A 26157-nucleotide genomic window follows, 5' to 3' on the forward strand; every position below is an offset into this window, starting at 1 on the left:
CGGTGCGAGCCTCTATCCTCGCCAGGTGGTCTCCTCCGGTTGGTGCTTCCTCGCGGCGATGATCGTCGCGTACGGCTTCGCCAACCTCCTCCAGTCGGTGGCCGCCGCGCGGACCACCGTGCACCACACCTTCGACCCGGGGCTGCTGCTGCGGCTGGCCGGCCACCGGACGTACCTGATCGGGTTGGCCTGCCAGGTCGTCGGCTTCGTGCTGGCCTTCCTGGCCCGCCGTGACCTGCCGTTGTTCCTGGTCCAGGCGTCCGTGGCGGCCGGGCTCGGGGTGACCGCCGTGCTCGGCGTGCTGGTGCTCAAGTGGCGCCTGCCGGCCGCCGAGCTGGTGCTGCTGGTGCTGCTGTTCGGCGGGATCACCGCGCTGGTGCTGTCGGCCGAGCCGGCGCCGTCCCGGCAGCTCGGCACCGCCGGGCTGGTCGGCCTGGTGGCGGCGCTCGGGGTGATCGCCGGGTCGGGTTTCTTCGCCGCCCGGCTGCACGGCGCGCTCGGTTCGGTGGTGCTCGGGTCGCTGGCCGGGATGGCGTTCTCGGCCGCCGCGGTGGCGGCCCGTCCGCTCGCCTCCGCGGATTCGGCGGAGGCGTTCGTCCGTGACCCGCTGCTCTACCTGCTGATCGCCCACTCGGTCGTCGGCCAGTTGCTGCTCGGCCTGGCCATGCAACGCGGGTCGACCACGGCGGCGGTGGCCGCGATGGACGCGGCCGGCGCGGTGCCCGCGGCGATCGTCGGGTTGCTGCTGCTCAACGACAAGATCTGGCCCGGCCGGGAGTGGCTGGCCGGGCTCGGCTTCCTGGTCACGCTGGCGGCCGTGGTGGGCCTGACCCGGTACGCCGAGCCACAGCACCACCACGTGATCACCCGGGACCGGGGGCCGGCGATGATCGGCGCCGGGGTGGTGCCGGCTCAGGCCGCCTCGACCGGCCCGCGTTCGGAGACGACCACCTCGATCGGCGGCGTCGGCTCCACCGGCATGGCCGGCCGGCGGCGGCCGATCACCCGCTCGTAGAGCCGCTCCAGGGCGGCGGCGGTGCGTTCCCAGGTGTAGCTGCACCGGACCCGGTCCACCGCCGCGTGCCCGTACGCGAACCGGCCGGCGTTGTCGGTGAGCATCCGGCGCAGGGTGACCCCGAGGGTGCGCACGTCGCCGGGCGGGACCAGCTTGCCGGTCACCTCGTCGACCACCGCGTCGGCGATGCCGCCCATGGCGTAGCCGACCACCGGCACGCCGCAGGCCATCGCCTCCAGCGACACCCGACCGGCGGATGAGTAGTGCGGGGTGCAGGCCACCACGTCCGCGGAGCGGTACCAGGTGGCCATCTGGTCGTGCGGCACCGCGCCGACGAGTTGGATCCGCTCGGCCACCCCGGCCCGCTCGGCCAGCTCGCGCAGCCGGCGCGCCTCCGCGTGCCCGGCCAGCCGCTCGGCCGGCGGGCCGCCGGCGATCACCAGCTCCGCGTCGCCGACCACGCGCATCGCCCGGATCAGGTCGTCGTGGCCGTGTCCGGGCGCGAGCCCGCCCACGGAGAGGATGCGCGGTCGCTGGTCCCGGGGGGCCGCCTCGCCGTCGGGGTGGAAGTATCCGGTGTCCACGCCGGTGGGCACCATCGCCACGGAGGTCCGTTGCAGGCCCATCCGGGTCAGTTCGTCGACCTCGTCGTTGCACTGGGCGACCGCGACGTCCACGGCCCTGGTCAGCGCCCGTTCCAGCGGGATCCGCTGGCCCGGCCCGGTGTAGTCGCGGCCGAGGTGGCGTAGCTGCTCGACGCCGAGCGAGTGGAACGTCTGCACCACCGGGATGTCGGTGGCGCGGACCGCGTGCGCGGCGGCCAGCCCGCCCACCCAGTAGTGTCCGTGCACGACCTCGGGGGTCCAGTCGCCGGCCCATTCGCCGGCGAGCCAGCGGCCGAACTCGACGACGTAGGGCACCAGCTCGCCGGTGGGCAGCGGGTCGGGCGGCCCGACCGGCACCCGCTCCAGGCGGTAGCCGTCCAGCTCGGCCAGGGCCGGTTGGGTGGCCGCGTCGCGGCGCTCGTACACGCGGACCTCGTGGCCCCGGGCGGCGAGTTCAGCCGCCACGCGCGCAATGTGCTCCTGAGTCCCGACGGTGGGACCGTCGGTGGACGAGCCGGCGTGCGCGCAAACAAGGCCGACGCGCATGGTGCACCTCCATGCGTTGCTCGGTAGCTGGGTCTCCCGATAGAGCGTCCCATTAACCCGGCCCCGGTGGCCCCAAACCTGGCAGATCGCCACGCTGACCGTCGTCCCGTTCACGGGACACCGGGTCCGACCGAACCCGATCAGCGGCCGCCGCACCGGCATGACCGGCCCGCTCCGGGGTACCGCCGGGGAATGCCGCTCACCCGCAGTCTCGCCGACGCCACCGTCGTCATCACCGGTGCCTCCAGCGGCATCGGTGCGGCCACCGCCTACGCGCTGGCCGGCCGGGGCGCCACCGTGGTGCTGGCCGCCCGGAGCGAGGCGGCGTTGCGGCGCGTCGCCGAGCACTGCCGGGAACTGGGCGGGCAGGCCCTCGTGGTGCCCACCGACGTGACCGATCCGGATGCGGTGGAACTGCTGGCGGCGCGGGCGGCGGACGAGTCCGGCCGGATCGACGCCTGGATCAACAACGCGGCCGTGGGCACGGTGGGGTTGTTCGACGAGATCCCGGTCGCCGAGTTCCGCCGGGTGGTCGAGGTGAACCTGCTCGGCACCGTGCACGGGACCCGGGCCGCGCTGCCGTGGCTCACCGCGGCCGGCGGCGGGGTGCTGATCAACAACGCGTCCGTGCTGGCCGAGGTGGCCATGCCCTACCAGTCGGCGTACAACGCCACCAAGCACGCGATCCGCGGGCTGACCGACACGGTACGGCAGGAGCTGCGGGTGACCGGCCGGGGGAACATCTCGCTCTGCACCGTGCTGCCGGCCAGCATCGACACCCCGTTCTTCCGGCACGCGGCCAACCACACCGGGCGGGAGCTGACCCCGCCGCCCCCGGTCTACCCGCCGGAGATGGTGGCCGAGACGATGGTCCGGCTGCTGCGCCGGCCGCGACGCGAGGCGTACGCGGGCGGTGCGGCGCGGCTGATGGGGCTCCAGTGGCGGCTCGCCCCGGCGCTGGCCGAGCGGGCGCTCGGCTGGTACACCGCGCGGACCCAGTTCGGTCCCGGCGTACGCTTGGACGCCACCGGCAACGTCTTCACGCCCGACGCGGCGGCCGAGCGGACCGATGGCTGGTCCGGCCGGCGCGGCCAACTGCTGCGGTTGACGGCGGCGTTCGGCCTGGCCGCCGCCGGCACCGCGGTCGGCACCGTCGCGGCGATCAACAGGCGTTCCCGGACGACGCGATCATGAGTCCCGTCGACCGGACTGATGCGCGCGCCGGGAGCGACGTGCACAATGGGACGATCATGCCGACGGACGCGCGTTGCCTGGTCGAGACCGACGAATCCTCCGCGACGGTCAGGTTGACCGGTGTGCTCAACCGGGCCGGGGCCGAGTCCGTGCGTGACGCGCTGCTCGCCCGGATCTGGCAGCGGCCGGGTCCGGTGCTGGTCGACCTGTCCGGCGTCCGGATCCAGGAACCGGGCGTACGCGACGTGCTCGACGAGGTCCGCCGCGAGGTCGCCGACTGGCCGGCCACCGAGTTGCTGTTCGACCCGGCCGGCTCGCCGGCGCCCCGACCGGCGGCGGCGCCCGAACTGATCGAGGCCGAGCTGCCCCCGGTGGCGGAGGCCGCGCGCGAGGCCCGATCGCTGATCGTCGACGGGTGCGCCCGGTGGGGCCTGCCGGAGCTGGTCGAGCCCGCCTGCATCGCGGTCACCGAGATGGTCAACAACGTGGTCGCGCACGCGCTGACCCCGATGACGCTCCGGCTCGCGCAGCGTGGCGACGCCCTGCACGCGGCGGTCCGGGACCACGCCGTCGGGCGTCCCGCGTACGCCGGGCCGGCCCCGGTCGACTCGGTCGGCGGCCGTGGGCTGCTGCTCATCGACACCGTGGCCCGGCACTGGGGCAGCACGCCGCTGCCCGACGGGAAGGTGGTCTGGTGCGTGCTGTACGCCGAGGACGAGGCGGCCTTCCGCAACTGAGGCGGGATTTCGCCCTCTTGCTCCCGATCCACCCGCTCGGTCGCGGTTAATGCGGTCAACGCAGTGGGTAATTCACCCCCATGCGCGACGACGAGTACCCCACCCCCGTGTCCGACCCCGAGGCGGAGGGCCTGCCCGACACCGCCGACGACGACTCGACCGCCAACGACGACGTGCTGACCGGGCGCGAGGCGGACGGCCCGGAGCCGGCCCAGATCCCCGGCGACCGCACCCCGGTCGCCGTCGACCGGTTCGGCACCACGGCCGAGGAGCAGCTCGACGGCGAATCGCTGGACTACAAGCTCGACCGCGAGCAGTACGAGCGTCCCGCCGACGACCCGCTCGCCGGCACCGTCGACCCGGCGATCGCGGCCGAGGCGGACAGCGAGGAGGCCGCCGCGCAGGCCCAGCTCGACGCGGACGTGATCGACCCGGGCCCGGTCTCCGACCCGCACTCCCCGGTCTCGATCTACGACCACGGCCAGCTCGGCACCGTCGCCGACCACGAGGTGGGCCGGCTGGTCGAACCGGACGAGGGCGCGCACACCGACCAGGAGACCGACAACGTCGCCTACGACGCCGGCGCCGCCGGCGGCGGAGCCACCGCCGAGGAGCTGGCGGTGCACGAGACCCAGCCGCCCGAGGCGAGCTGACTCACCCGTCCAGGCCCCGCTCGATGGCGTACCGGGTCAACTCGACCCGGTTGTGCAGCTGGAGCTTGCCCAGGGTGTTCTGCACGTGGTTCTGCACGGTCCGGTGGGACAGCCGGAGCCGCTCGGCGATCTGCTTGTAGGACAGCCCCTTGGCGACCAGCCGCAGCACCTCGGTCTCCCGCTCGGTGAGCCGGGGCGCGTCGTCGTGCGGGGCCGGCGGCGCGGCGGCCAGCCGGCGATATTCGCCCAGCACCAACCCGGCCAGTCCCGGCGTGAACACCGGCTCGCCCGCGGCGGTGCGGCGCACCGCGTCGAGGAACTCGGCCGGCGCGGCCGACTTGACCAGATAGCCGGTGGCGCCGGCCTTGACCGCGTCCAGCACGCTCTGCGGCTCGCCGCTGGCCGAGAGCATGAGCACCCGCACCTCGGGCAACGCGGCGCGCAGCCCTCGGACCACCTCGACGCCGGAGACGTCCGGCAGTTGCAGGTCGAGCACGACCAGGTCGGGACGGGCCGCCGCGGCCACCCGGACCGCCTGCCGCCCCTCGCCGCTGGTCGCCACCACGTCGAGGCCGGCCTCGGTGAGGTCGCGGGCCACCCCCTCCCGCCACATCGGGTGGTCGTCGACCACCATCACCCGGATGCTCACCGCCGCCGGCTCCTCGGCACGGTCAGCTCGATCTCGGTCCCGGCGCCCGGGGCGGAGACGATCCGCACCTCGCCGCCCAGGTCCGTCACCCGACCCCGGATGGACTGGGCCACCCCGAGCCGGCCCTGCGCCGCGGCCTCCGCCAGCCGCCCGTCCGGGATCCCCGGCCCCTCGTCGCGTACCGAGACGGTCACCGTCTCCTCCTCGTCCTCGATCAGCACCCAGGCCCGCCCGCCGGCGTGCCGGGTCACGTTGTCCAGCGCCGCGCCGACCGCCGCGGCCAGTTCGCCGGCCGCCCGCGCGGGCAGCGGCACCGGGGTGGCCGGCGCGGCCACCTGCACCGCCGCCGAGGCGTAGCGGTCGAGCAGGTCGCGCAGGTCCCGGTCGGCCCCGGCCCGCTCCGGCTCGGCGCCCGCCCGGCCGATCAGCGACCGCAACGCGGCCTCCTGCTCCCCGGCCAGCCGGGCCAGCTCGGCCGCCTCGCCGTCCAGGTCGGCGCCGCGCCGCCGGACCAGCGCCAGGACCTGGAGCACCGAGTCGTGGATGTCGCGGGCCAGCCGCTCCCGCTCCCGGGTGGCGGCCTCCAGCTCCACCGCCCGCTGCAACCGGGCCTCCGCCTCGACGACCAGCCGGCCCACGTGCCCGACCACCACGCCGGCGAGCAGCAGCAGGATCGCCCCGGTGAACGCCGACGGGTTGATCGGGTCCCGGGTGGCCAGGTCGGCGCCGCCGAGCACCAGCGCGGCCACCGTGCCACGCCGCCGGCCGCCGGAGACCGCCCAGGCCAGCACCGGCCCGGCCAGCCAGGCCGAGGTCAGGACCGGCACCCCGGCGGCGAGCGCCGGGCGACCGACCACCCACGGCGTGGCCAGGATGATCCCCAGCACCACGCCGAGGTCGGCCAGGAGCAGCGGCCAGCGACGCCCGGCCGGGCGTCGGTAGCCGACCGCCGTCACTCCGCTCCAGGCCAGCATCCCCAGCAGGACGGCGCCGGCGGCCACCGGGTGCGCGTACTCGCCGCCGTCGCGCAGCACGAGCACCACGACGTACCCGAGCGAGGCGAACCGGAACACCGCGATGGACCGCCAGAACGGGCCTTCCAGGCCGGAGGACGACGGCATGGGCGTCACCCTGCCACAGCCGGTCACGCGCGGGCCGCCGGGTGCGGGCCGAGAAATCCTGACGTACGGTGGAAAAGCCGCGAAAGTCGTCGAGAGCCATCGCCGGGACGGGGTCATGACAAACGCAGAACTCCCCGCACCGCGTACGGTTGTGCCCATCGAACCTTCCCTTCTGATCGCCGAGGCCTTCGATCAGGCCCAGGTGACCGAGCTGCGGCACTCGGTCACCTCCTGCGTGCGCGCGGCAGGGCTCGCCGGGCAGCGGCTGGACGACTTCGTGCTGGCGGTCAACGAGCTGATCACCAACGCGGTCCGGCACGGCGGCGGGCAGGGCCGGCTACGGCTCTGGCTGCGCGGCGGCGACCTGGTCTGCGAGGTCGCCGACCACGGGCAGGGGATCAGCGAACGACGGCTGCGTGACCGCGACCGGCCGCCCCCGGAAACCGCCGGCGGCTGGGGCCTCTGGCTGGCCCGGGAGCTGAGCGACACGATGGAGGTCGAGACCGGCGACGCCGGCACGGTCGTCCGGATCACCGCGGCGTTGGCCGCGCGGCAGCCGCTCACCCGCCCGCGGGACGGCTGACCGGCCACCGGGCCGCCCCGCGCCTCATCCGAAGAGCGCGCTCACCGACTCGCCGTTGTGGATCCGCCGCATCGCCTCGGCCAGCGCCGGCGCCACCGAGAGCACCTCCAGCTTCGGCACCCGCTTCTCGGCCGGGATCGGCACCGTGTTGGTGCAGACGATCTCCAGCACCCCCTCCTGCGCGCTCAGCCGCTCCAGCGCGCCGCTGGAGAAGAGCCCGTGCGTGCAGGCCAGCCGGATCGAGCGGACCTGCCGCTCCCGCAGGTGCGAGATCAGCTCGACCACCGTGCTGCCCTTGGCGATCTCGTCGTCCAGCACGATCACGTCCCGGTCCGCCACCTCCCCGATGATCGCGCTGATCTGCACCCGATCGTCGCTGAATCGTTGCTTCGCGCCGGCCGCCACCGGGGTGCCGAGCATCCGGGCGAACGCCGCCGCCTCCTTGGCGTTGCCCAGGTCCGGCGAGACCACCACCGCGTTGCTCAGGTCGTGGCCCCGGAAGTGGGCGGCCAGCTCACGCAGCGCGTGCAGGTGGTCCACCGGGACGCTGAAGAAGCCGTGCACCTGCGGCGAGTGCAGCGTCATGGCCAGCACCCGGTGTGCGCCGGCCGAGGTGAGCAGGTCGGCGACGAGCCGCCCGCCGATGGAGATCCGCGGCGCGTCCTTCTTGTCCGACCGGGCGTACGCGTAGTGCGGCAGCACCACGGTGATCCGGCCGGCCGAGGCGCCCCGGGCGGCGTCGATCATGAGCAGCAGCTCGACCAGGTGCTCCTGCACCGGCGGCACCAGCGGCTGGATGAGGAAGACGTCCCGCTCCCGGCAGTTCGCCTGCAACTGCACCTCGAGGCAGTCGTTGGCGAACCGGGACACCCGCACCGGGTGCAGCGGGACGGCGAGGTGGGCGCAGATCTCGGCGGCGAGGTCCGGGTGGGCGGTCCCGCTGAACACGGCAATGTCACGCACGTCTGGTGATCGTACGGGGCGGTCGGCGGGAGACGGGGGACGCTCCCGGCGGGTACGGTGCCTGCGTGACCGGAGAGTTCGTCGCCGCCATCGACCAGGGCACCACCTCCTCGCGGTGCCTCGTCTTCGACCGGGGCGGCGAGACCGTCGCGGTGGCCCAACGCGAACACCGGCAGATCTTCCCGCGACCCGGCTGGGTCGAGCACGACGCCGAGGAGATCTGGACCAACGTCGAGCACGTGGTGCGGGAGGCGCTGGCGAGCGCCGACATCGGCCCCGAGCAACTGGCCGCGGTGGGCCTCACCAACCAGCGGGAGACCACCGTGGTCTGGGACCGGGCCACCGGCCGGCCGGTGGCCAACGCGATCGTCTGGCAGGACACCCGCACCGGCCCGCTGCTGCGCGAGCTGGGCGAGGCGTACGACGCCGACCGGCTGCGCGCCCGCACCGGCCTGACCCTGGCCACCTACTTCGCCGGGCCGAAGCTGCGCTGGCTGCTCGACCACACCGACGGGCTGCGCGAGCGCGCCGAGCGGGGCGAGGTGCTGTTCGGCACCATGGACAGCTGGCTCATCTGGAAGCTGACCGGGCGGCACGTCACCGACGTGACGAATGCCAGCCGCACCCTGCTGATGGACCTGGAGACCCTCGACTGGGCGCCGGAGTTGCTCGACGCGCTGCGGATCCCGGCCGCGATGCTGCCCGAGATCCGCTGCTCGGCCGAGGTCTACGGCACCGCCGGGGGCGTCCTCGCCGGGGTGCCGGTGGCCAGCGCGCTCGGCGACCAGCAGGCCGCGCTGTTCGGGCAGACCTGCTTCCAACCCGGCGAGGCCAAGTGCACCTACGGCACCGGCAGCTTCCTGCTGCTCAACACCGGCGCGAGCCCGGTGCCGTCGCGACACGGCCTGCTCACCACCGTGGCCTACCGGATCGAGGGGCAACCGGCCACGTACGCGCTGGAGGGCGCGATCGCGGTCACCGGCTCGCTGGTGCAGTGGCTGCGCGACAACCTCGGCCTGATCTCCGCCGCCGGTCAGGTCGAGGAGTTGGCCCGCACGGTCGACGACAACGGCGGCTGCTACGTGGTGCCGGCCTTCTCCGGCCTGTTCGCGCCGCACTGGCGCAGCGACGCCCGGGGCGTGATCGCCGGCCTGACCGGCTACATCACCAAGGGCCACCTGGCCCGGGCGGTGCTGGAGGCGTCCGCGTTCCAGACCCGTGAGGTGGTGGACGCGATGAACGCCGACTCCGACGTCGCGCTGCGCCGGCTGCGGGTGGACGGCGGGATGACCGGCAATGCGCTGTTGATGCAGTTCCTCGCCGACGTACTCGACGTGCCGGTGGTGCGCTCGCGGATCACCGAGACCACCTGCCTCGGCGCCGCGTACGCGGCCGGCCTGGCCGTCGGCTTCTGGCCCGACCTGGCCACGCTGCGGGACAAGTGGCGCTCCGACGCGCAGTGGGAGCCCGCCATGGACCCGACCCACCGCCAGCACCAGCTGCGCCAGTGGCACAAGGCCGTGCAACGCACCCTGGACTGGGAGGACTAGGTCCGCCCGCCCTCCCTCCCCGGCGATCTTGCACTTGCTGTCCCCGCTTTTGGGACATTCCGAACGGATCGCGGGCCGGAAGTGCAAGATCGCGGGTGAGGTGGAGCGGGGGCGGTCAGGCCGGGGTGAGGAGGCAGAACTCGTTGCCCTCGGGGTCGGTCATGACCTTCCACGGGATGTCGGGGCGGGCCAGCTCGACCGGGGTGGCGCCGAGCGTCTCCAGCCGGGCCGCCTCGGCCGTTATGTCGTCGCCCGGATAGGGGCGGACGTCGAGGTGGACGCGGTTCCACACCGTCTTCGGGTCGGGGGTGCGGACGAACTCCAGGTAGGGGCCGACACCTGCGGCGGAACGCAGTGAGGCGTGCCGGTCGGTCACCTCGTGCACGGTCCAGTCCGTCGCCTCGCCCCAGAAGCGGGCCATCTCCCGCGGGTCCGTGCAGTCGACCACCACGGCGGCGATCGGCCCGGTGTCCCGGTAGATCGGGCGGGGCTCCAGCACGCAGAACTCGTTGCCCTCGGGGTCGGCCATGACCGTCCACGGGACGTCGCCCTGGCCGATGTCGGCGCGCGTCGCGCCCAGCTCCGTCAGGCGCGCGACCACCTCCGCCTGGTGGGCCGCCGAGCTGGTGGCGAGGTCGACGTGCACCCGGTTCTTCACCGTCTTCGGTTCCGACGAGACGACGAGGTCGATGCAGACGGCGACCGGGTCGGGGTAGACGAAGCCCTCGGGTTCGAGGTTGGTCACACCGGGCCCCTCGCTGGAGATCCCCCAGCCGAGCACCTTCGCCCAGAAGCCGCCCAGCGCGGCGTCCTCCCGGGCCTTCATGTTGATCTGCACGAGCCTCGTCGACATGCGACGAGACTAAACGACCTTGACCTGCGCGACGAAGGCCCGCCAGGCGGCCGGGGCGAAGCCGAGGGTGCCGCCGGCGCGATCCTTGGAGTCGCGCACCAGCACCCGGCCGGGCAGGTTGTCGGCGACCTCGACGCAGGTGTCGCCGCCGTTGCCGGACCGGCTCGACACGCGCCACCGGGGGGTGGAGGCAGTGTTCACAGCTCGTTCACCAGCTTTCCGATCAGCTCGACGGACACGCCGGCGGGCAGCGCCTCGCCGAGCAGCGTGTCCCACATCGTCCTCATGATAGAGACGGCGTCCGGCCGGTCCACGACGTGACCGAAGACGCCGTCCACATAGGCCACCTCGTCGCCGCCCGGCAGCGTGGCCAGCACGAAGCCGCCGGCCAGGCCCGGATGCGCGCCCACCCCGTCGGGCACCACGTAGAGCCGGATGTGCGGCAGCGCGGCCAGCTCGACCAGCCGCTCACACTGGGTCTGGTGCACGTCCCGGTCGCCGACCACCCGGCGCAACGCGGTCTCGTCGATGACGGCGGTGAACTGCTTCGGGAACGGCCCGGTCAGCAGCTCCTGCCGGACCATCCGGGCGCCCACCAACTGGTCGACCTGCTCGGGCGTATGGGTGCCCTGGGCGCGCAGCACCGCGTGCGCGTACGCCTCGGTCTGGAGCAGGCCGGGCACCAGCGACGGCTGCGACGTGCGGAGGCTGAGCGCCTCGGTTTCGATGCTCCGCCACGGCGCGAACCAGGTCGGCGACTCCTGCCGGGCGGCCACCGCCAGCAGCTCGGCCAGCAGACCGCCGGTTTCCAGTGCCGTGTCGGCGGCCTCGGCGAACTGCGGGGTCGGCCGGCGCCGGCCGGTCTCGATCGCCGCGACGGTGGACGGACTCCACCTGATCAACTCCGCGAGCGCCTCCTACGAGACGCCCGCACCGGCCCGCGCCGCCTTGAGCGCCCTGATCCACATGTCGCTGTTCATCCGACCATCCCGAGAGCAACCGAGAGTGACGGGTTCATCCTCGACGGTTACCCCCGGCGGGTCCAGCAGGTACGGGCAGATGGGGGTATCGCGGTCAGTGCCAGCGGTTGCCGGTCAGCTTCTCGTACGCCTCCACGTAACGGGCGCGGGTCGCCTCGATCACGTCGGCCGGCACCTCGGGCGCCGGCGGGAGCTTGTCCCAGCCGCTCGCGACCGCCCAGTCCCGCACGTACTGCTTGTCGAAGGAGAACTGGGCCCGCCCGGGCTGGTAGGACTCCGCCGGCCAGAACCGGGACGAGTCGGAGGTGAGCAGCTCGTCGCCGAGGACCAGCGTGCCGTCCGGGGCCCAGCCCAGCTCCAGCTTGGTGTCGGCGATCAGGATGCCCCGGTCCGCGGCGATCTCCGCGCCCCGCCGGTAGACGTCGATGGTGATCTCCCGCAGCCGCTCCGCGGTCTCCGGCCCCACCTTGTCGACCACCTGGTCGTAGGTGATCGGCTCGTCGTGCTCGCCCTTGGGCGCCTTGGTCGACGGCGTGAAGATCGGCTCGGGCAGGATCGACGCCTCCACCAGGCCCCGGGGCAGCGGTACGCCGGAGACCGAGCCGCTGCGCTCGTACTCGGCGAGGCCGCCGCCGGTCAGGTAGCCCCGGGCCACGCACTCGACCGGCACCATCTCCAACCGCCGGCACCGGATCGCCCGGCCGGCGAACTCCGCCGGCACGTCGGTGGCGGAGACGACGTGGTTCGGCACCAGGTCGGACAACTGCTCGAACCACCACAGCGAGAGCGCGGTGAGCAGGCGGCCCTTGTCCGGGATCGGGGTCGGCAGCACCACGTCGTAGATGGAGACGCGGTCGGAGGCGACCAGGATCAGGTCCGCGCCGTCGGCGTAGACGTCCCGGACCTTGCCCGAGTGCAGAAGTTCCACGGCGGTAAGTACACCATGAGCGGTGTACGCCGTCCGGCGTGCCCGCCGGCCGCTCCACCCGGCGTTGACACCCCCGACCGGGGCCGGTGGAATGATCCGTCCAGCCCATCATCGGAGAGAACCGTGCGCGCTCAACGGTCCGTACCCCGTCCCGGCCTCGACCGGCGACGGTTCCTCGGCGCGCTCACCGGCCTGCCGCTGCTCGCCGTCGGGCTGAGCGGCGGGCTGGCCGGTTGCAGCCCGGCGGAGGACGAGGCCGCGGCGGACGACGGCCCGATCGAGCTGTCGGTGTTCTGGTGGGGCGGCAACCGCCGCGCCCAGGCCACCGAGCAGGCGCTGCGTCTCTACACCCAGCAGAACCCCCGGGTCAGCTTCCGGATCACCTGGCAGGGCCTGACCGGCTACTACGACCGTCTCGCCACCCAGGCCGCCGGCGGCAACGTGCCCGACCTGTTCCAGATCGACGACAGCCTGCTCACCGAGTACGACCGCCGCGAGATCCTGCTCGACCTCACCCGCTACACCACCGACGACCGGCTGGAGCTGCGCGGCCTGCCGGAGCAGTTGGCCCGCTACGGCCGGGTGGACGAGCGGACCGTGGCGGTGCCCGCCGCGCAGACCAACGCGGCGCTGGTCTTCAACCGGGACCTGCTGCGCCGGCTGGGCCAGCCGGAGCCGCGCACCGGGATGTCCTGGAAGGAGTACGCCCGCTGGGCCGCCCGCGTCACCCGGGCCTCCGGCAACCGGGTGGCCGGCACCATGGACCCCTCCGGTGACTACCGGGCGCTCTGGCTCTGGCTACGTGGCCAGGGCAGCGAGCTGTACCAGGGGCGGCAGCTCGGCTTCGGCTCCGCCGAGCTGCTCGCCTGGTTCGAGTTCTGGGAGGTCGCCCGCTTCGACCGGGCCACCCCGAGCGCCGCCCTGGTCGAGCAGGCGGACACCGGCGAGCTGGCCCGCCAGCTCGTGGTCACCGGGCACACCGCGGCGTCCTTCGCCTGGTCGCACCAGCTTCCGGAGCTGCAACGCCTGACCGAGGACGACCTGGGCGCCGTGGCCTTCCCCGGCACGCCGGCCGCCCAGTGGGCGCGGGCGTCGATGTACTGGGCCGGCTTCCGCGGCACCCGCCACCCCGGCGTGGTGGTGGACGTGCTCAACTTCTTGACCACGAACGTGGCGGCCGGCCGGATCCTCGGCGTGGAACGCGGGCTCAACCCCAACACCCAGGTCCGCACGCACGTCATCGACGGCGTGACCGACCGGGCCGAGAAGCGGGTGGCGGCCCTGGGCGCGGAGCTGGACGAACTGGCCGGCCCGGCGCCCGCGCCGCCACCGACGGGGCACGCCAGGGTGCGGTCCCTGCTGATCGACGCGGCCGAGAGCATCCGCGGCAAGCGGGCCGGCGCCCGCACCGCGACCTCACGATTCATGGCCCGCGCGAACGCCGCCCTCGCCGCAGGGTGAGGCGGGGCCCCTTCTTAACGCATTCGGTAGAGGAAGGGCCCCCGCTTGACACCCCGGGAGCCGTGCGTCAGCGCGGCGGGCGGTTCCGCCGGTTTCTCATCAACCTCAGCACCAGCAGCACGATCCCGCCGACCACCACGAGGCAGCAGAGCAGGCTGAGGATGCCGAAGCCGCCGCCCCGGGAGCGCCGGCGCGCGGCCTCCACCACGATCTCGCCGGTGCCGGTCGACGCCCAGGCCGCGACCGGCACGAAGACCGAGAGCACGACCGTACCGATGACCGCGCCCAGGCGGCCCCACCATCTGTTCAATCCAGCCATGCCCCCATCCTCGCCGAGGCACGCAACCGGAGCACGTCGGACGCCGCGGAAAGATCCGGATACGGCGAAAGGCCCCGGAGATTTCCTCCGGGGCCTTTCGCGATCACGTAGCGGGGACAGGATTTGAACCTGCGACCTCTGGGTTATGAGCCCAGCGAGCTACCGAGCTGCTCCACCCCGCGTCGACAGGTAAGAGCCTATCGCATCCCGACCGTGGAGATCAGCCGGGTCCCCGGTTTCCGCCGGCACCGACTCCACCCCCTCGCCGAACTGGCGCCGGACCATGTTCCGGCGAGCCCGCGAGACGGAGAACGACGAAGGCCCCGGAGCGAACTCCGGGGCCTTCGTCACGAGTAGCGGGGACAGGATTTGAACCTGCGACCTCTGGGTTATGAGCCCAGCGAGCTACCGAGCTGCTCCACCCCGCGTCGGCTCGTTAACCGTAGCGCACCGACCCGACGCGGCGCAAAACGGGGCGTCAGCCGCTCGCTGACGGCGCGGGCGAAGCCGAGGCCGGCGCCGACGGCGACGCGCTGCCGGAAGGCGTGGCGGACCCGCGCGCCGCAGCCTGCGCCTGCTGGAACGCGGTCATCGCCTCGTCCAGCGTCTTCAACGCCCGCCCGTACCGCTCGAAGTCGCCGGACGCCTGCGCGGCCTTGACCTCGGCGATGGCGCTCTGCACCTTGCCGGCCGCGTCGGCCAGCTCGCCGGTGAGCGGCGGCGGGGTGCTGTTGTTGCCCCCGGACGGTGGCGGATTGCCGCCGTCGTCGGTCGGCGGCGGGCTGACCGACCCCGCCCGCTTGCCCTGCTCGACCAACTGCTTGATGCCGTCGCTCAGGTTGTTGGCGAGCACCACGTACGAACCGCCGTCACCGTACGAGAGCAGCACCTTCTGCAACAGCGGGTACGCGTCCTGGCTGCTGCTCTTCACGTAGACCGGCTCGACGTAGAGCATGCCGTCGGCGAACGGCAGCGACAGCAGGTTGCCGTACTGCACCTGGGCCTGGTTGGAGGAGAGCAGGTTGAGCTGCTGCCGGATGTCGCCGTTGTTGGTCATCTGCTGGTGCACCTGGGTCGGCCCGGAGATCCGGGTCTGGTCCGGCAGCTCCAGGACCTCCAGGCGCGGCTGCCCGTCCACGTACGAGCCGGAAACCAGCGCGGCGAGGTTCTGCCGCCCGTTCGGGGTGACCGCGGAGGTCAGCTGGAACCGTGGCCCCTCCTGCCCGGGGAACTGCGTGAACAGGTAGTAGGGCGGCTGCTTCTGCCCGCTGTCCGGCGCGTCCGGCACGTTCGGCACCTGCCAGAAGTCCTGGCCGGAGTAGAAGTCGCCGGGGTCGGTGACGTGGAACTTGGTGAGCAGGTTGCGCTGCACCTTGAACAGGTCGGCCGGGTAGCGGAAGTGCTCGGCCAGCTCCGCCGGGATGTCCCCCTTGGGCAGCACGAGGTCGCCACCGAACGCCTTGTTCCACGCCTTCAGCACCGGGTCCGAGTCGTCGTACGAGTAGAGCTTGACCGTGCCGTCGTACGCGTCGACGGTCGCCTTCACCGAGTTGCGGATGTAGTTGACGTTCTCCCGGGCGAGCTGGAACGTGCCCCGGCCGGTCAGCTCGTCGGTCGTCTCCGCCTGCAGGTTGACCCGCTCGGCGTACGGGTAGGTGGCCGCCGTGGTGTAGCCGTCGATGATCCACAGGACGCGGCCGTTCACCACCGCCGGGTAGGGGTCGCCGTCGAGGGTGAGGAACGGCGCGACCTTCTCCACCCGGTCGCGCGGGTTGCGCACGTAGAGCAGCTTCGAGTTCTCGTTGACCGCCTCGGAGAGCAGGAAGTTCGACTCCTGCTCCTTGATCGCGTAGAGCAGCCGCCGCGGGAACGAGCCGATCTTGACGCCGCCCTCGCCGCTGTAGGTGTAGTACTGCTCGCCGCCGGTCTGGGTGGGCCGGTCGAACTCGACGTTGCGGTCGCCGTTCTGCCCCACGATCGCGTAGTCGTCGGGCTCCATCCGCTCGCCGTAGTAGATCCGCGGCTGCTGGGCCGGGATCTCCTCGGTCGGCGAGGAGCACGCCTCCTGTGCCTTCTCGCCGAGGAAGCCGGAAACGAAGTACGGCTGGCCACCGCAGACCACCTGGTTCGCCGGGGCGGCGACCAGGCCGTAGCCGTGGGTGTAGACGGTGTGCCGGTTGATCCAGTTGCTCTGCTGGTCGGTCAGCTCGCCGTAGTTGATCTCACGGACGCCGACCACGTAGTCGGAGGTCTTCTCCTTGACCGCGTACCTGTCGATGTCCAGCTTCGAGCCGAAGTCGTAGAAGCCACGCACCTGCTGCAGCTGCGTGTAGGTCTCGGAGACCAGCTGCGGGTCGAGCAACCGGATGTTCGACACGACCGAGGTGTCGGTGGCCAGGCTGGCGGGTGGCACGAGATTGCTGGCCGCGTACGGTGTGGCCTTCGTCCCTTCGAGGCTGAACGCGGACCTGGTCGCCTTGATGCTGCGTTCGATGTACGGCGCCTCCTTGTCCCGGGCGCTCGGCTTCACCTCGAACGTCTGCACGGCCCACGGGTAGATGCCGCCGATCGCGACCGCGGAGACGCCCAGCAGGGCCAGCGAGATGCCGGGCCAGACCAGGTTCCGCATCACCGCGTTGGAGAACACGATGATCGCGAGGGCCACCAGGACGGAGATCCAGGCGAGGATCTCCTTCGCCGGGAGCAGCGCGTTCACGTCGGCGTAGCCGGCGCCGTAGAGCTTGGCGCCCTCGTTGTACTCCAGCAGCATGGCCCGCCGGTCGAGCACGTAGGCGACGGCCTTGAGCAGGACGAAGACGGCCACCAGCGAGCTGAGGTGGGCGCGGGCGGCGTTGGTCATCCGGTCGCCGATGCCCTGCAGGCGCACCCCGCCGAAGATGTAGTGCACGGCCAGCGCGCCGAGCAGGGCCAGCACCACCGCGGTGAAGCCGACGCCGAGCACGTAGCGCCAGAACGGGAGCTGGAAGACGTAGAAGCCGATGTCGACGCCGAACTCGGGGTCCTTGACGCCGAAGTTGCCGCCGTTGCGGAACAGCAGCCACTGGGCCCATCGGGTCTGCGCGGAGAGCCCGGCGAAGAGACCGATCACGGCGGAGACCAGGGCGATCCAGGTGCCGAGCCGCGGGCTCAGCAGCATCCGGTAGCGCTCCAGCGTGGCCTGCTCGGCGGAGTGCGGGCGCATCCGGGGCCGCAGCCGGTGGGCCAGCCAGAGGTTGCCGCCGACGATCAGCGCCAGACCGACTCCGACCACCAGGAACAGCAGCAGTCGGGTGGCGAGCACGCCGGTGAAGACCTGGGTGTAGCGGACCTCGTCGAACCAGAGCCAGTCGGTCCAGGCGTTGACCCCCCACCCGAGCAGGGTGAGCAACACGAACACCCCGACCAGGACCCCGATGGTGACGCGTCCGCGTCGGCTCATCCTCGGCAGGGGACTGCTACGCATGACCACTATTGGCTCCGCACGTTTGATGTGATCGGCTCCGACCAGGCACCCAAGAGTACGGGGTGTTCCTGAACACGTCGGGTCAAGGTCACGTCACGATCGCCCGGGGCCGATGACCGGTCCCGCTCAGCAGCGCGTCGGCTGTCCCCCGGCGCGCAGCGTCTCCAGCGCCTTGAGCGCGTCGTCGAGCGTCGCGACCCGGAGCAGCGGCAGACCCGGCTGCGGGTTGCGGACCGCCTCGGCACAGTTGTCCGCGGGGACCAGGAAGACCTTCGCGCCGGCTTCCTTGGCGCCGACCAGCTTCTGCGCGATGCCGCCGATCGGGCCGACCCGGCCCTCGTCGTCGATGGTCCCGGTGCCGGCGACGATCTTCCCGCCGGTCAGGTCCGCCGGCTCCAGCTTGTCGATGATGCCCAGGGTGAACATCAGGCCGGCGCTCGGTCCGCCGATGTCCGCGAGGTCGATCTTGAGGGTGAACGGGTGTGGCTGCTGCTGGTCGATCTCGACCCCGATGCGCGGCCGGCCGTCCTGCTCGCGGCTGGTCACCGTGGCGGTGCCCGGGGTGCCGCCCCGGGTGTAGCCGATCCGCAACGCGGTGCCGGCCGGCTTGGCCCGGATCAGCTCGGTGAGCCTGGCCGCGCTCGTCACCGGCGTGCCGTCGACCGAGGTGAGCACGTCGTCCGCCCGCAGCGCGTCCGCCGACGGCCCGCCCGGGGTGACGGTCTTGACCAGCACCCGGATCGGATAGCCCAGCTCACGCAGCGCTGCCGTCTCGGCGCTGGTCTGCGAGTTCTGGAAATCCTCCGCGTTGCGCTTCTCGACCTCCTCCTGCGACTCGCCCGGCGGGTAGACCAGCTCCCGCGGCACCACCGCCTCGTCCGAGGAGAACCAGCCGGCCAGCGCCGACCGGAGCCGGACCGTGGGCTGCACCCCGACCGTGGTGAGCCGGAGCTGCCCGGCGGAGCTGGACGTCGCGCGGCCGGTGACCTGGATGACCTCCTTGCCGTTCTCACTGCCGAGCGTGTTGACGGTCGGGCCGGGGCCGAGCACCACGTACGGCAGGGGCACGCTCAGCACGCCGACGCTGAGCAGTGCGGTGAGCAGAGCACCGAGCAGGACGGTCACGCCGCGACGTCTCATGCGCCAGAGCGTACCGATCCGTGCCGTGCCGTCCGGCGCGGTGACCGGCGGACTTCGCCCTCAGCGCAACACCGACGGGCACGACCTGCGGCGGGGCCCGCGTACCGTAGAGGTCGTGCCTGATATTCCGTTCGGCTTCGCGCTCCCGGGTGGTCAACCACCAGACCCCAACGATCCCGCGCAGATGCAGCAGTTCATGTCGCAGTTGCAGCACCTGCTGTCGGCGCCGGGCAGCGGGCCGGTCAACTGGGACCTCGCCCGGCAGGTGGCCGCGAGCCAGCTCGCCGCCGCCGGCGACCCGGCGGTCTCGCCGTTCGAACGCAACGCGGTGGAGGAGGCGCTCCGGATCGCCGACCTCTGGCTGGAGCCGGCGACCTCGTGGCCCTCCGGCATCCGCTCGTCGGTCGCCTGGAACCGCAACGAGTGGATCTTCAAGACGCTCGACGTGTGGCGCAAGCTCTGCGACCCGGTGGCCAGCCGGATGGTCGGCGCGATGGGCGACCTGGTGCCGGAGGAGGCGCGGGCCCAGCTCGGCCCGATGCAGTCGATGGTCGCCACGCTGGGCGGCGCGCTCTTCGGCGGCCAGCTCGGCCAGGCGCTCGGCTCGCTCGCCGCCGAGGTGCTCTCCGCCGGCGACATCGGCCTGCCGCTGGGGCCCGCCGGCGCCGCCGCGCTCGTCCCCGCCAACATCAAGGCGTACGGCGAGGGCCTGGAGCTGCCGGAGGACGAGGTACGCCTCTACGTGGCCCTGCGCGAGGCCGCCCACCAGCGGCTCTTCCAGCACGTGCCGTGGCTGCGCGGCCACGTGCTCACGGCGGTGGAGAACTACGCCGCCGGCATCCGGGTCAACCGGGAGGCGATCGAGGAGGCGATGGGCCGGGTCGACCCGACCGACCCCGAGTCGATGCAGGCGATCGCCCTGGAGGGCATCTTCACCCCCGAGGACACCCCGGCGCAGAAGGCCTCGCTGGCCCGGCTGGAGACCGTCCTCGCCCTGGTCGAGGGCTGGGTGTGCCACGTGGTGGACAGCGCCGCCGGCGACCGCCTGCCCAACGTGGTGAGCCTCGGCGAGGCGTTCCGCCGTCGCCGGGCCGCGGGCGGCCCGGCGGAGCAGACGTTCGCCGCGCTTGTCGGCCTGGAACTGCGGCCGCGCCGGCTGCGCGAGGCGACCGTGCTCTGGGCGGCGCTGACCGAGCAGCGTGGCATCGCCGGCCGGGACGCGGTGTGGGGCCACCCCGACCTGCTCCCCTCGGACGACGACTTCGCCGCCCCCGAGGCGTTCGCGGCGACCTCCAGCGATCTGGACGACGAGCTGGCGAACTTCGACTTCTCCGCGCCCGGTGGGCCGGAGGAGCCGACCCCGGGCGAGGACGACGGCAAGCAGTCCTGATCCCGGAGACGCAGGTCGGGGCCCGCACGGTTCTCCGTGCGGGCCCCGTCGCATCCCGTGGTTCGCCGACCGTCGTGCTCACCGGGTCCGCGGGGCTGTCGCCTGGCTCCCGTCCGCCGGCCAGGAGAACCCGCGGTGACCAGGAACGTGATGACGTGAACGACTCACCGCCACGGGTCCCCGATGCCGATGCCGATGCCGATCCGCGAATCGCCAGATCCGCGACTCGTCCACGTCATCAAGTTCCTAGGCGCGGACGGGCCGATCCTTCCTCTGCCGCCCGGGGCGGCACGCGGACGACCGCCGGGCCGGCGCGGCGGCGCGACCAGCCAGGCCGGCACGCGCGGCCCGACCAGCCAGGCCGGCACGCGCGGCGGACGCGTCGAGCGGTCAGCCGGGGCGGCCGGAGAGCAACGCCCGGGTCGCGTCCCAGCCCTCGAAGGCCGGGTCGAGGGCGCCGAGGTCGGCCGGGCCACGCAGCCGACGCCACCCCGCGGTGACCGCCACGTCCCCGGGCCGGGGCGCCGCGGCCCGCACCTCGGCCGGCGCGGTCGTGTCGAGATCCAGCGCCGGCAACCACTCCGGTACGGGCAGCCGCGCGGCCACCCCGAGCAGGCCCGGCCCGCTCCCCTCCACCGGGGCGACCGCCACCGGGCGGCTGGACAGCGGGCGGAGCAGCTTGCCGAGCGTCAGTCCGGGCACGTCGGGCGCGTCGGCGGCGACCACGGCCGCCTGGTCGTAGCCGGCGAGCACGGTGAACACCGCGTTCGGGGTGGGCTCCGGCACCTCGTACACGGCGGTGCCCGGCCAGACCACCGCGTCGGCCAGCCAGCGGTCGGCGGGCGTGACCGCCACCGCGGTCTCCACCTCGTTCAGCGTGGCCAGCAGGTCCACCACGTCCTCGGCGAGGGCGGTGCGCCACCGCGCCGACTCGATCCCCGGCGGCGACCAGGTCACCGCGCCGAGCAACGCCACCACCACACGTCGGACCATCCGCCGACCCTAACCCCGCGCGGGTGGTCCCGCCTTGATCCACACCAGCTCGGCGAGATGGTCCGGTCCGGGCGGGCGGGACAGCGCCATCTCGGCGTGGTGGCGGGCGCACCCGGGACGAGGGGTCAGACGCCGGCGGTGGCGGCCACGCCCTCCAGGTAGCCGCGGGCCCGCTCGGCCTTCGGGTAGCGGGCGACCAGGGACCAGAATGTGGCGTTGTGACTGGGAACGATCAGGTGTGCCAGCTCGTGGAGGAGGACGTAGTCGATCACCCAGTCGGGCATGTCCTGGATCCGGTGGGAGATCCGGATGGTGCGGTCGGCCGGGGTGCAGGAGCCCCAGCGGCCGTTCTGGTTGGTCACCCAGCGCACGCTCGCCGGCTCGGCGGTGGACCCGTGGTCCGACAGGTAGAGCGCGATGAGGCGACAGGCCCGGGCGAGCAGCTCGGCGTCCGAGCGGGCGAAGCGGCCCTCGCGGGCAGCCAGCCTGGCCAGCATCCGGTCGACCCACTCGCTCTCCTCGGCGCGGGAGAACTGGTCGGGGATGAGCACGACCACGCGCTCGCCGTCCCGGTACGCGGACACCGTGCGTCGCCGGCGCTGACTGCGCCGCACCTCGACGACGGGCTTCCGCGCCACGGCCATTACCGCGCCGCGCAGCCTCGGTTGACTGTCACGAGGGAAAGGTAATGCGTACTGACCAGGAGTCCGCAAGAGTCAACACGACGACACGCGCCCGGAAAGTCACGGTTGGTGGTCAGGAGTCCCAAAAAAATTCTTTGCGGCGGTAGTTGACCATCACCTCTCGGCCGGTCCTGACGTTAAATGATCTACGACGGGTCGTCGGCGTGGGGGCCACGTGAAGGGGATCTGAGCGCATTTAACCGGCGTGTCCTCGCGAAACTGACTTATCCGACGTTATTCGGCATGCACACTCTCGTCGTCGACTTACTCACAGAGTCGGCGTGCAGCTGACATGGAACCGCCCAGTCCTGGGTAGGGTCCGCCAACCAGCGGTCAGGAGACTGACCGCGGAGAAACCCGGCGCCGGCGCCACCCGTGGCCCGCCGCAGGGAGACCCGCCGGGACACCTCCGGCGGACGAGACGAGGAGGCTACCGTGGCCGACCAGGCCCAGACCTACAACGGTTACTGCGTCAAGTGCAAGGAGAAGCGGGACTTCGAGGGGCACGTGGAGGTCTCGAAGACCGGCATGAACATGGCCAAGGGCAAGTGCCCGGTGTGCGGCACAACAGTGAACCGCATCCTGGGCAAGGCCAAGGTCTGACCCGTCCGGGTTCGTGCGGGGGAGGGGTGGCCGCCGGCCGCCCCTCCCCCGTCGCGGATCCGACACGGTTACCCGCCGGTTGTGGAAAACCGGCAGTGTCCTGTGGACAAGACTGGCCATGGCGCGCCGCGCCTGTGGACAACGAACGACTGAGTGCGCGGACACGGTCACCATTCGTGGTGTGACCCAGTCGACGCCGCTCATCCGCCCCACCCTGCTGCCCGGCCTGACCCGCCTCTGGCGTGACCGGCGCACCCTCCAGCTCGGCCTGGAGCCCGGCCCGGCGGTGCTGCTCGAGGTCTCCACCCCGGGCACCACCCACCTGCTCGACCTGCTCGACGGCACCCGCAGCGAGCGAGCCGTGCTGGCCGCGGCCACCGCCGCCCGGGTCCCGCCGGACGAGGCACGTGCCCTGCTCGACGCGCTCCGGGCCGCCGGTCTGGTCGTACCGGCGCAGACGCTGCTCCCCCGCGACCTCGCCGGACCGCTCCGGGCCCGGCTGGTCGCGGAGGCCGAGGCTCTGGCCCTCGCCACCCCCCACCTGCCCGGCACACCGGCCCGGCTGCTGCGCCACCGGCGGGGCGCGCGGGTGCTGATCACCGGCTCGGGCCGGCTCGGCGCCGCGGTCGCCGTCGCGCTGGCCCAGGCCGGGGTCGGGCACGTGGTACCCGATCTGTCCGGCCCGGTCCGCGCCGGCGACCTGGTCGGGACCGGCCTGGCCGACACGGAGCTGGGCCGGGCACTGGCCCCGGCGGTACGCGCGGCGCTGGGCCGGTGCGCGCCCGGCACCGCCACCGGCCCGCTGCGGACGGCCCGGCCCGACCTGGTGGTGCAGCTCGGCGTCGGTCGCCCGGCCGAGCTGCTCGCCGCCGGCTACGCCCGCCGCCGACAGCCCCACCTCCTGCTCGACCTGCGCGGCGGCGTGCCCGTGGTCGGGCCGCTGGTGCGTCCGCCCGCCGGCCCCTGCCTGCGCTGCCTCGACCTGCACCGCGGCGACCGGGACCCGGCCTGGCCGGCGCTCGCCGCCCAGCTCGCGGCCGACGGCGGCGATCCGGCCTGCACGGCCACCACCCGGCTCGCCGCGGCCGCCTTCGCGGCGGCCGAGGCGCTGGCCCAGCTCGACGGCGGCACCCCGGAGACGCTCGGCACGGCGGTGGAGGTCAGCGGCGCCGGTCGTCTCCGGCGCCGCCGCTGGTCACCACACCCCTCGTGCGGGTGCTGTGGGCGTCGCCCGATCCGGTCGGCCCGGCCCGCTCCCGGCCGCACGGCAGCAGCGGGCCCCTCGCGTCGGTAACAATGGTCGGGTGACCGACATCCCGCGGCGGGCCGTGTCCCGCACCGCCAAACTCGCCGCCCTGCCGCTCGGATTCGCCGGTCGAACCGTCCTCGGCATGGGCAAGCGGGTCACCGGGCTCGCGTCCGACGTCATCTCCGCCGAGATCCAGCAGCGCACCGCCGAGCAGTTGTTCAGCGTCCTCGGGCAGCTCAAGGGCGGGGCGATGAAGTTCGGCCAGGCCCTGTCGGTCTTCGAGGCGGCGCTGCCCGAGGAGGTCGCCGCGCCCTACCGGCAGGCGCTCACCAAGCTCCAGGAGGCCGCCCCGCCGCTGCCGGTGGCGACCGTGCACAAGGTGCTCGCCGAGCAGCTCGGGCCGGACTGGCGGGACCGGTTCGTCTCCTTCGACGACGTCCCGGCCGCCGCGGCCAGCATCGGCCAGGTGCACCGGGCGGTGTGGCGCGACCCGGGATACGGGCCGAACGGCGGCCCGCGGCACCGGGACGTGGCCGTGAAGATCCAGTACCCGGGTGCCGGCGACGCCCTGCTCGCCGACCTCAAGCAGCTCTCCCGCCTGGGCGGGATGTTCCGGGCGATCCAGCCAGGGCTGGACGTCAAGCCGCTCCTGGCCGAGCTACGGGAGCGGATCACCGAGGAGCTGGACTACGAGCTGGAGGCCGAGTCGCAGCGGGCGTTCGCCGCCGCGTACGCGGACGATCCGGACATCTTCATCCCGGAGGTGCTCGACGCCGCGCCCCGGGTGCTGATCACCGAGTGGGTCGAGGGCATCCCGCTGTCCGAGATCATCCGGGAGGGCACCGAGGAGCAGCGGAACGAGGCCGGCCGGCTGATGGCCGAGCTGCACCTCTCCGCGCCGGAGCGGGCCGGGCTGCTGCACGCCGACCCGCACCCGGGCAACTTCCGGCTGCTGCCGGACGGCCGGCTCGGTGTGATCGACTTCGGCGCGGTGGCCCGGATGCCGGAGGGCACGCCGGAGCCGATCGGCCGGATCGCCGCGCTCGCGCTGCGCGGGGACGCCGACGGGGTGGTGGAAGGGCTGCGCGACGAGGGCTTCGTCAGCCGGAGCGAGCCGATCGACGCCACGGCGGTCCTCGACTTCCTCCGGCCCATGCTGGAGCCGATCGCGTCCGACGAGTTCCGCTTCACCCGGGCCTGGCTGCGGGCCGAGGCGGCCCGGCTGGCCAGCCCTCGCTCGGCCGCCTACCAGCTCAGCCGGCAGCTCAACCTGCCGCCGTCCTACCTGATGATCCACCGGGTCACGCTGGGTTCGATCGGGGTGCTCTGCCAGTTGGAGGCGAAGGCGTCCTACCGGACGATCCTGGAACGCTGGCTGCCCGGCTTCGCCCCGGTGGCCTGAGCGCGAAGCACGCCGAAGGGGCGGTGACCATCCGGTCACCGCCCCTTCCTGAATGGGTCGATCTAGAGAACGCCCAGGTCGCGGGCCGACTGGCCGCGACTCCGCATGGCGACGGTACGGGCGGAACGGGTTGCCTCAGTGCTCGTGGTGGTGCGACCGGCCTGAGGCCGGGGCATTCGAGCCCTCGACAACGCTTCGTGGAGTAGTTGCATCTCGGTTCCGTTCGGCAGGTGCAGCATGGGTTTCTCTCTCAGGTCGGCCGGTGGAGGGACACCGGCATCGGTCGGTCGTGGAACGCAGGTGTGTCAGGCTGCCAGCCGGACGGTGTTACGCGACTCGGACAGCCCGCTGGCCGCCAGTCGCGCCTCCGCCTCGACCCGGAGCTGGGCGTCACGGGCGAGGTCCTCCTTGCGCGGACGGCCACGGGGCCGCTTGCGCGGGACGACCGCGCCACGCTCGAAGATCTCGCCGCCCCAGACGCCCCAGGGCTCGGCCCGCTCCACCGCCCCGGCCAGGCACTCGACGCGCAGCGGGCAGTCCCCGCAGAGCGACTTGGCCAGCTCGAGCTCGGCGGGCGAGTCGGAGAACCACAGGTCGGGGTCGAACTTCCGGCAGGGCAGGTCCGCCTCCACCTCGACGCTCACGTCGAGTGGGGCCAACGCCAGACTCATCCTCCGGTCACCTCTCTCTCACTTCGATCTCGTGGATCGCATTTCCGACGTACGGCGGCGGTACAAAAAAACTGAGGCCGCGGATCCCGGTGTGCGGGTTCCGCGGCCTCGAGGTGAGCCGGTGGTCTGTGGATCAGACCGGTCTACCTCGAGGTGGAACGCCGCGGACATCAGTGCGCTTCTTGGCGCCGATGCCCATGCCCGTGAAGCCACTGGTCCCCTCGACTCCGTTCAGCGGTGCAACGGTCAGGTTCAGCTCGGCCTGAACCTGGGCCTGGTGCACCTGCGGAGCCGACGGTCGAGCGGCAAGGGCCACCCGGACGGACGACAGGGGAACGCCGGCAGCTGGCATAGCCGCCGGACGCTCGTAGATGTAAATCTCCATTGGTGCCACCTCCCTGACCTT

At 72.9% G+C, this 26157-nt stretch carries 26 protein-coding genes, 2 tRNA genes and 1 pseudogene; 11 read left to right on the forward strand and 18 right to left on the reverse strand.

Going from position 1 to position 26157, the window contains the following annotated elements; translation table 11 throughout:
- The first annotated feature begins 58 nt into the window (after positions 1-58).
- Positions 59-1015, forward strand: coding sequence for a hypothetical protein (locus tag ACGFI2_RS20110; RefSeq protein ID WP_393519307.1), 957 nt, complete (start codon positions 59-61; stop codon positions 1013-1015).
- Here ACGFI2_RS20110 and ACGFI2_RS20115 read toward each other — a convergent pair.
- A complete protein-coding gene (locus ACGFI2_RS20115) occupies positions 913-2166 on the reverse strand; it encodes a glycosyltransferase (RefSeq protein ID WP_393519071.1) in 1254 nt (417 codons plus the stop codon). The two genes, ACGFI2_RS20110 and ACGFI2_RS20115, sit on opposite strands and share 103 nt — an antisense overlap.
- Before the next feature lie 192 nt (positions 2167-2358).
- Here ACGFI2_RS20115 and ACGFI2_RS20120 point away from each other — a divergent pair, with 192 nt between their 5' ends.
- The 3 genes from ACGFI2_RS20120 to ACGFI2_RS20130 all read left to right on the forward strand — a co-directional run bounded on the left by ACGFI2_RS20120 (position 2359) and on the right by ACGFI2_RS20130 (position 4750).
- Positions 2359-3360, forward strand: coding sequence for an SDR family oxidoreductase (locus ACGFI2_RS20120; RefSeq protein ID WP_393519074.1), 1002 nt, complete (start codon positions 2359-2361; stop codon positions 3358-3360).
- A 56-nt stretch (positions 3361-3416) separates the two neighbouring features.
- A complete protein-coding gene (locus ACGFI2_RS20125; protein ID WP_393519077.1) occupies positions 3417-4097 on the forward strand; it encodes an ATP-binding protein in 681 nt (226 codons plus the stop codon).
- Positions 4098-4177: 80 nt separating this feature from the next.
- Positions 4178-4750: a DUF5709 domain-containing protein gene (locus tag ACGFI2_RS20130; RefSeq protein ID WP_393519079.1), complete on the forward strand. Its 573-nt coding sequence runs from the start codon at positions 4178-4180 to the stop codon at positions 4748-4750.
- Position 4751: 1 nt separating this feature from the next.
- Here ACGFI2_RS20130 and ACGFI2_RS20135 read toward each other — a convergent pair whose 3' ends face one another.
- Both ACGFI2_RS20135 and macS read right to left on the reverse strand, forming a co-directional pair.
- Positions 4752-5384, reverse strand: a complete 633-nt coding sequence (locus ACGFI2_RS20135; protein ID WP_393519309.1) for a response regulator — start codon at positions 5382-5384, stop codon at positions 4752-4754.
- A gap of 11 nt (positions 5385-5395) precedes the next feature.
- On the reverse strand, positions 5396-6520 hold the full coding sequence (gene macS, locus ACGFI2_RS20140) for a MacS family sensor histidine kinase (RefSeq protein ID WP_393519082.1): 1125 nt from the start codon (positions 6518-6520) through the stop codon (positions 5396-5398).
- A gap of 115 nt (positions 6521-6635) precedes the next feature.
- On the opposite strand from macS, the gene ACGFI2_RS20145 reads away from it, so the two are divergent.
- Positions 6636-7103 (forward strand): ATP-binding protein, encoded by a 468-nt coding sequence (locus ACGFI2_RS20145; protein ID WP_393519085.1) that lies wholly within the window; start codon positions 6636-6638, stop codon positions 7101-7103.
- Between the two features lie 24 nt (positions 7104-7127).
- Here the strand turns inward: ACGFI2_RS20145 and ACGFI2_RS20150 are convergent, their stop codons facing one another.
- Positions 7128-8066: a ribose-phosphate diphosphokinase gene (locus tag ACGFI2_RS20150; protein ID WP_393519088.1), complete on the reverse strand. Its 939-nt coding sequence runs from the start codon at positions 8064-8066 to the stop codon at positions 7128-7130.
- A gap of 65 nt (positions 8067-8131) precedes the next feature.
- Here ACGFI2_RS20150 and glpK point away from each other — a divergent pair, with 65 nt between their 5' ends.
- On the forward strand, positions 8132-9616 hold the full coding sequence (gene glpK / locus ACGFI2_RS20155) for a glycerol kinase GlpK (protein ID WP_393519091.1): 1485 nt from the start codon (positions 8132-8134) through the stop codon (positions 9614-9616).
- A 115-nt stretch (positions 9617-9731) separates the two neighbouring features.
- Here the strand turns inward: glpK and ACGFI2_RS20160 are convergent, their stop codons facing one another.
- The 5 genes and pseudogenes from ACGFI2_RS20160 to ACGFI2_RS20180 form a co-directional block, all read right to left on the reverse strand.
- Entirely contained in the window at positions 9732-10469 is a 738-nt protein-coding gene (locus ACGFI2_RS20160) for a VOC family protein (RefSeq protein WP_393519094.1), read from the reverse strand.
- Between the two features lie 9 nt (positions 10470-10478).
- The gene (locus ACGFI2_RS20165) at positions 10479-10640 is read right to left on the reverse strand and encodes a DUF397 domain-containing protein (RefSeq protein WP_393519097.1); all 162 of its coding nucleotides are present in this window, start codon (positions 10638-10640) and stop codon (positions 10479-10481) included.
- A 26-nt stretch (positions 10641-10666) separates the two neighbouring features.
- A complete protein-coding gene (locus tag ACGFI2_RS20170) occupies positions 10667-11245 on the reverse strand; it encodes a DUF5753 domain-containing protein (protein ID WP_393519311.1) in 579 nt (192 codons plus the stop codon).
- 21 nt (positions 11246-11266) lie between these two features.
- Positions 11267-11374: pseudogene (locus tag ACGFI2_RS20175) on the reverse strand (helix-turn-helix domain-containing protein); the annotation flags it as partial.
- 169 nt (positions 11375-11543) lie between these two features.
- Positions 11544-12377, reverse strand: coding sequence for a phosphoribosylaminoimidazolesuccinocarboxamide synthase (locus ACGFI2_RS20180; protein WP_393519100.1), 834 nt, complete (start codon positions 12375-12377; stop codon positions 11544-11546).
- Between the two features lie 123 nt (positions 12378-12500).
- On the opposite strand from ACGFI2_RS20180, the gene ACGFI2_RS20185 reads away from it, so the two are divergent.
- Positions 12501-13838 (forward strand): ABC transporter substrate-binding protein, encoded by a 1338-nt coding sequence (locus ACGFI2_RS20185; RefSeq protein WP_393519103.1) that lies wholly within the window; start codon positions 12501-12503, stop codon positions 13836-13838.
- 67 nt (positions 13839-13905) lie between these two features.
- Here the strand turns inward: ACGFI2_RS20185 and ACGFI2_RS20190 are convergent, their stop codons facing one another.
- The 5 genes from ACGFI2_RS20190 to ACGFI2_RS20210 all read right to left on the reverse strand — a co-directional run bounded on the left by ACGFI2_RS20190 (position 13906) and on the right by ACGFI2_RS20210 (position 18760).
- A complete protein-coding gene (locus tag ACGFI2_RS20190; RefSeq protein ID WP_393519105.1) occupies positions 13906-14157 on the reverse strand; it encodes a hypothetical protein in 252 nt (83 codons plus the stop codon).
- 108 nt (positions 14158-14265) lie between these two features.
- Positions 14266-14339, reverse strand: a tRNA-Met gene (locus ACGFI2_RS20195).
- Positions 14340-14511: 172 nt separating this feature from the next.
- Positions 14512-14585: transfer RNA gene (locus tag ACGFI2_RS20200), tRNA-Met, on the reverse strand.
- A 50-nt stretch (positions 14586-14635) separates the two neighbouring features.
- Positions 14636-17620, reverse strand: a complete 2985-nt coding sequence (locus ACGFI2_RS20205; protein WP_393519108.1) for a UPF0182 family protein — start codon at positions 17618-17620, stop codon at positions 14636-14638.
- Positions 17621-17746: 126 nt separating this feature from the next.
- Complete coding sequence (locus ACGFI2_RS20210) at positions 17747-18760, reverse strand: PDZ domain-containing protein (protein WP_393519111.1); 1014 nt, start codon at positions 18758-18760, stop codon at positions 17747-17749.
- Between the two features lie 115 nt (positions 18761-18875).
- Between ACGFI2_RS20210 and ACGFI2_RS20215 the strand changes: the two genes are divergently transcribed.
- A complete protein-coding gene (locus tag ACGFI2_RS20215; protein ID WP_393519114.1) occupies positions 18876-20150 on the forward strand; it encodes a zinc-dependent metalloprotease in 1275 nt (424 codons plus the stop codon).
- Positions 20151-20540: 390 nt separating this feature from the next.
- On the opposite strand, the gene ACGFI2_RS20220 is transcribed toward ACGFI2_RS20215, so the two are convergent.
- Both ACGFI2_RS20220 and ACGFI2_RS20225 read right to left on the reverse strand, forming a co-directional pair.
- Positions 20541-21143, reverse strand: a complete 603-nt coding sequence (locus tag ACGFI2_RS20220; RefSeq protein ID WP_393519117.1) for a hypothetical protein — start codon at positions 21141-21143, stop codon at positions 20541-20543.
- A 125-nt stretch (positions 21144-21268) separates the two neighbouring features.
- On the reverse strand, positions 21269-21787 hold the full coding sequence (locus tag ACGFI2_RS20225) for a M48 family metallopeptidase (RefSeq protein WP_393519120.1): 519 nt from the start codon (positions 21785-21787) through the stop codon (positions 21269-21271).
- Between the two features lie 474 nt (positions 21788-22261).
- Here ACGFI2_RS20225 and ACGFI2_RS20230 point away from each other — a divergent pair, with 474 nt between their 5' ends.
- From ACGFI2_RS20230 to ACGFI2_RS20240, 3 genes are all read left to right on the forward strand, one after another.
- Positions 22262-22429 carry a DUF5679 domain-containing protein gene (locus tag ACGFI2_RS20230; RefSeq protein WP_007464795.1) on the forward strand — a complete coding sequence of 56 codons (168 nt, stop codon included), beginning with the start codon at positions 22262-22264 and terminating at the stop codon, positions 22427-22429.
- Between the two features lie 181 nt (positions 22430-22610).
- Positions 22611-23723 carry a TOMM precursor leader peptide-binding protein gene (locus ACGFI2_RS20235; protein ID WP_393519123.1) on the forward strand — a complete coding sequence of 371 codons (1113 nt, stop codon included), beginning with the start codon at positions 22611-22613 and terminating at the stop codon, positions 23721-23723.
- A gap of 10 nt (positions 23724-23733) precedes the next feature.
- The gene (locus tag ACGFI2_RS20240; RefSeq protein ID WP_393519124.1) at positions 23734-25080 is read left to right on the forward strand and encodes an ABC1 kinase family protein; all 1347 of its coding nucleotides are present in this window, start codon (positions 23734-23736) and stop codon (positions 25078-25080) included.
- A 305-nt stretch (positions 25081-25385) separates the two neighbouring features.
- Here ACGFI2_RS20240 and ACGFI2_RS20245 read toward each other — a convergent pair whose 3' ends face one another.
- Together ACGFI2_RS20245 and ACGFI2_RS20250 are read right to left on the reverse strand one after the other, a co-directional pair.
- Positions 25386-25751, reverse strand: coding sequence for a WhiB family transcriptional regulator (locus ACGFI2_RS20245; RefSeq protein ID WP_393519127.1), 366 nt, complete (start codon positions 25749-25751; stop codon positions 25386-25388).
- A 133-nt stretch (positions 25752-25884) separates the two neighbouring features.
- A complete protein-coding gene (locus ACGFI2_RS20250; protein ID WP_393519129.1) occupies positions 25885-26136 on the reverse strand; it encodes a hypothetical protein in 252 nt (83 codons plus the stop codon).
- Between the last annotated feature and the right edge of the window lie 21 nt (positions 26137-26157).

It is taken from the genome of Micromonospora sp. NPDC049282, from assembly GCF_043197045.1.
Lineage (GTDB): Bacteria > Actinomycetota > Actinomycetes > Mycobacteriales > Micromonosporaceae > Micromonospora.

Coding starts and splice junctions, on each gene's coding strand:
- ACGFI2_RS20110 (WP_393519307.1), top strand. CDS start 59: ATGATCGTCGCGTACGGCTTCGCCAACCTCCTCCAGTCGGTGGCCGCC.
- ACGFI2_RS20115 (WP_393519071.1), bottom strand. CDS start 2,166: ATGCGCGTCGGCCTTGTTTGCGCGCACGCCGGCTCGTCCACCGACGGT.
- ACGFI2_RS20120 (WP_393519074.1), top strand. CDS start 2,359: ATGCCGCTCACCCGCAGTCTCGCCGACGCCACCGTCGTCATCACCGGT.
- ACGFI2_RS20125 (WP_393519077.1), top strand. CDS start 3,417: ATGCCGACGGACGCGCGTTGCCTGGTCGAGACCGACGAATCCTCCGCG.
- ACGFI2_RS20130 (WP_393519079.1), top strand. CDS start 4,178: ATGCGCGACGACGAGTACCCCACCCCCGTGTCCGACCCCGAGGCGGAG.
- ACGFI2_RS20135 (WP_393519309.1), bottom strand. CDS start 5,384: ATGGTGGTCGACGACCACCCGATGTGGCGGGAGGGGGTGGCCCGCGAC.
- macS (WP_393519082.1), bottom strand. CDS start 6,520: ATGCCGTCGTCCTCCGGCCTGGAAGGCCCGTTCTGGCGGTCCATCGCG.
- ACGFI2_RS20145 (WP_393519085.1), top strand. CDS start 6,636: ATGACAAACGCAGAACTCCCCGCACCGCGTACGGTTGTGCCCATCGAA.
- ACGFI2_RS20160 (WP_393519094.1), bottom strand. CDS start 10,469: ATGTCGACGAGGCTCGTGCAGATCAACATGAAGGCCCGGGAGGACGCC.
- ACGFI2_RS20190 (WP_393519105.1), bottom strand. CDS start 14,157: ATGGCTGGATTGAACAGATGGTGGGGCCGCCTGGGCGCGGTCATCGGT.
- ACGFI2_RS20205 (WP_393519108.1), bottom strand. CDS start 17,620: ATGCGTAGCAGTCCCCTGCCGAGGATGAGCCGACGCGGACGCGTCACC.
- ACGFI2_RS20210 (WP_393519111.1), bottom strand. CDS start 18,760: ATGAGACGTCGCGGCGTGACCGTCCTGCTCGGTGCTCTGCTCACCGCA.
- ACGFI2_RS20220 (WP_393519117.1), bottom strand. CDS start 21,143: ATGGTCCGACGTGTGGTGGTGGCGTTGCTCGGCGCGGTGACCTGGTCG.
- ACGFI2_RS20225 (WP_393519120.1), bottom strand. CDS start 21,787: ATGGCCGTGGCGCGGAAGCCCGTCGTCGAGGTGCGGCGCAGTCAGCGC.
- ACGFI2_RS20245 (WP_393519127.1), bottom strand. CDS start 25,751: ATGAGTCTGGCGTTGGCCCCACTCGACGTGAGCGTCGAGGTGGAGGCG.
- ACGFI2_RS20250 (WP_393519129.1), bottom strand. CDS start 26,136: ATGGAGATTTACATCTACGAGCGTCCGGCGGCTATGCCAGCTGCCGGC.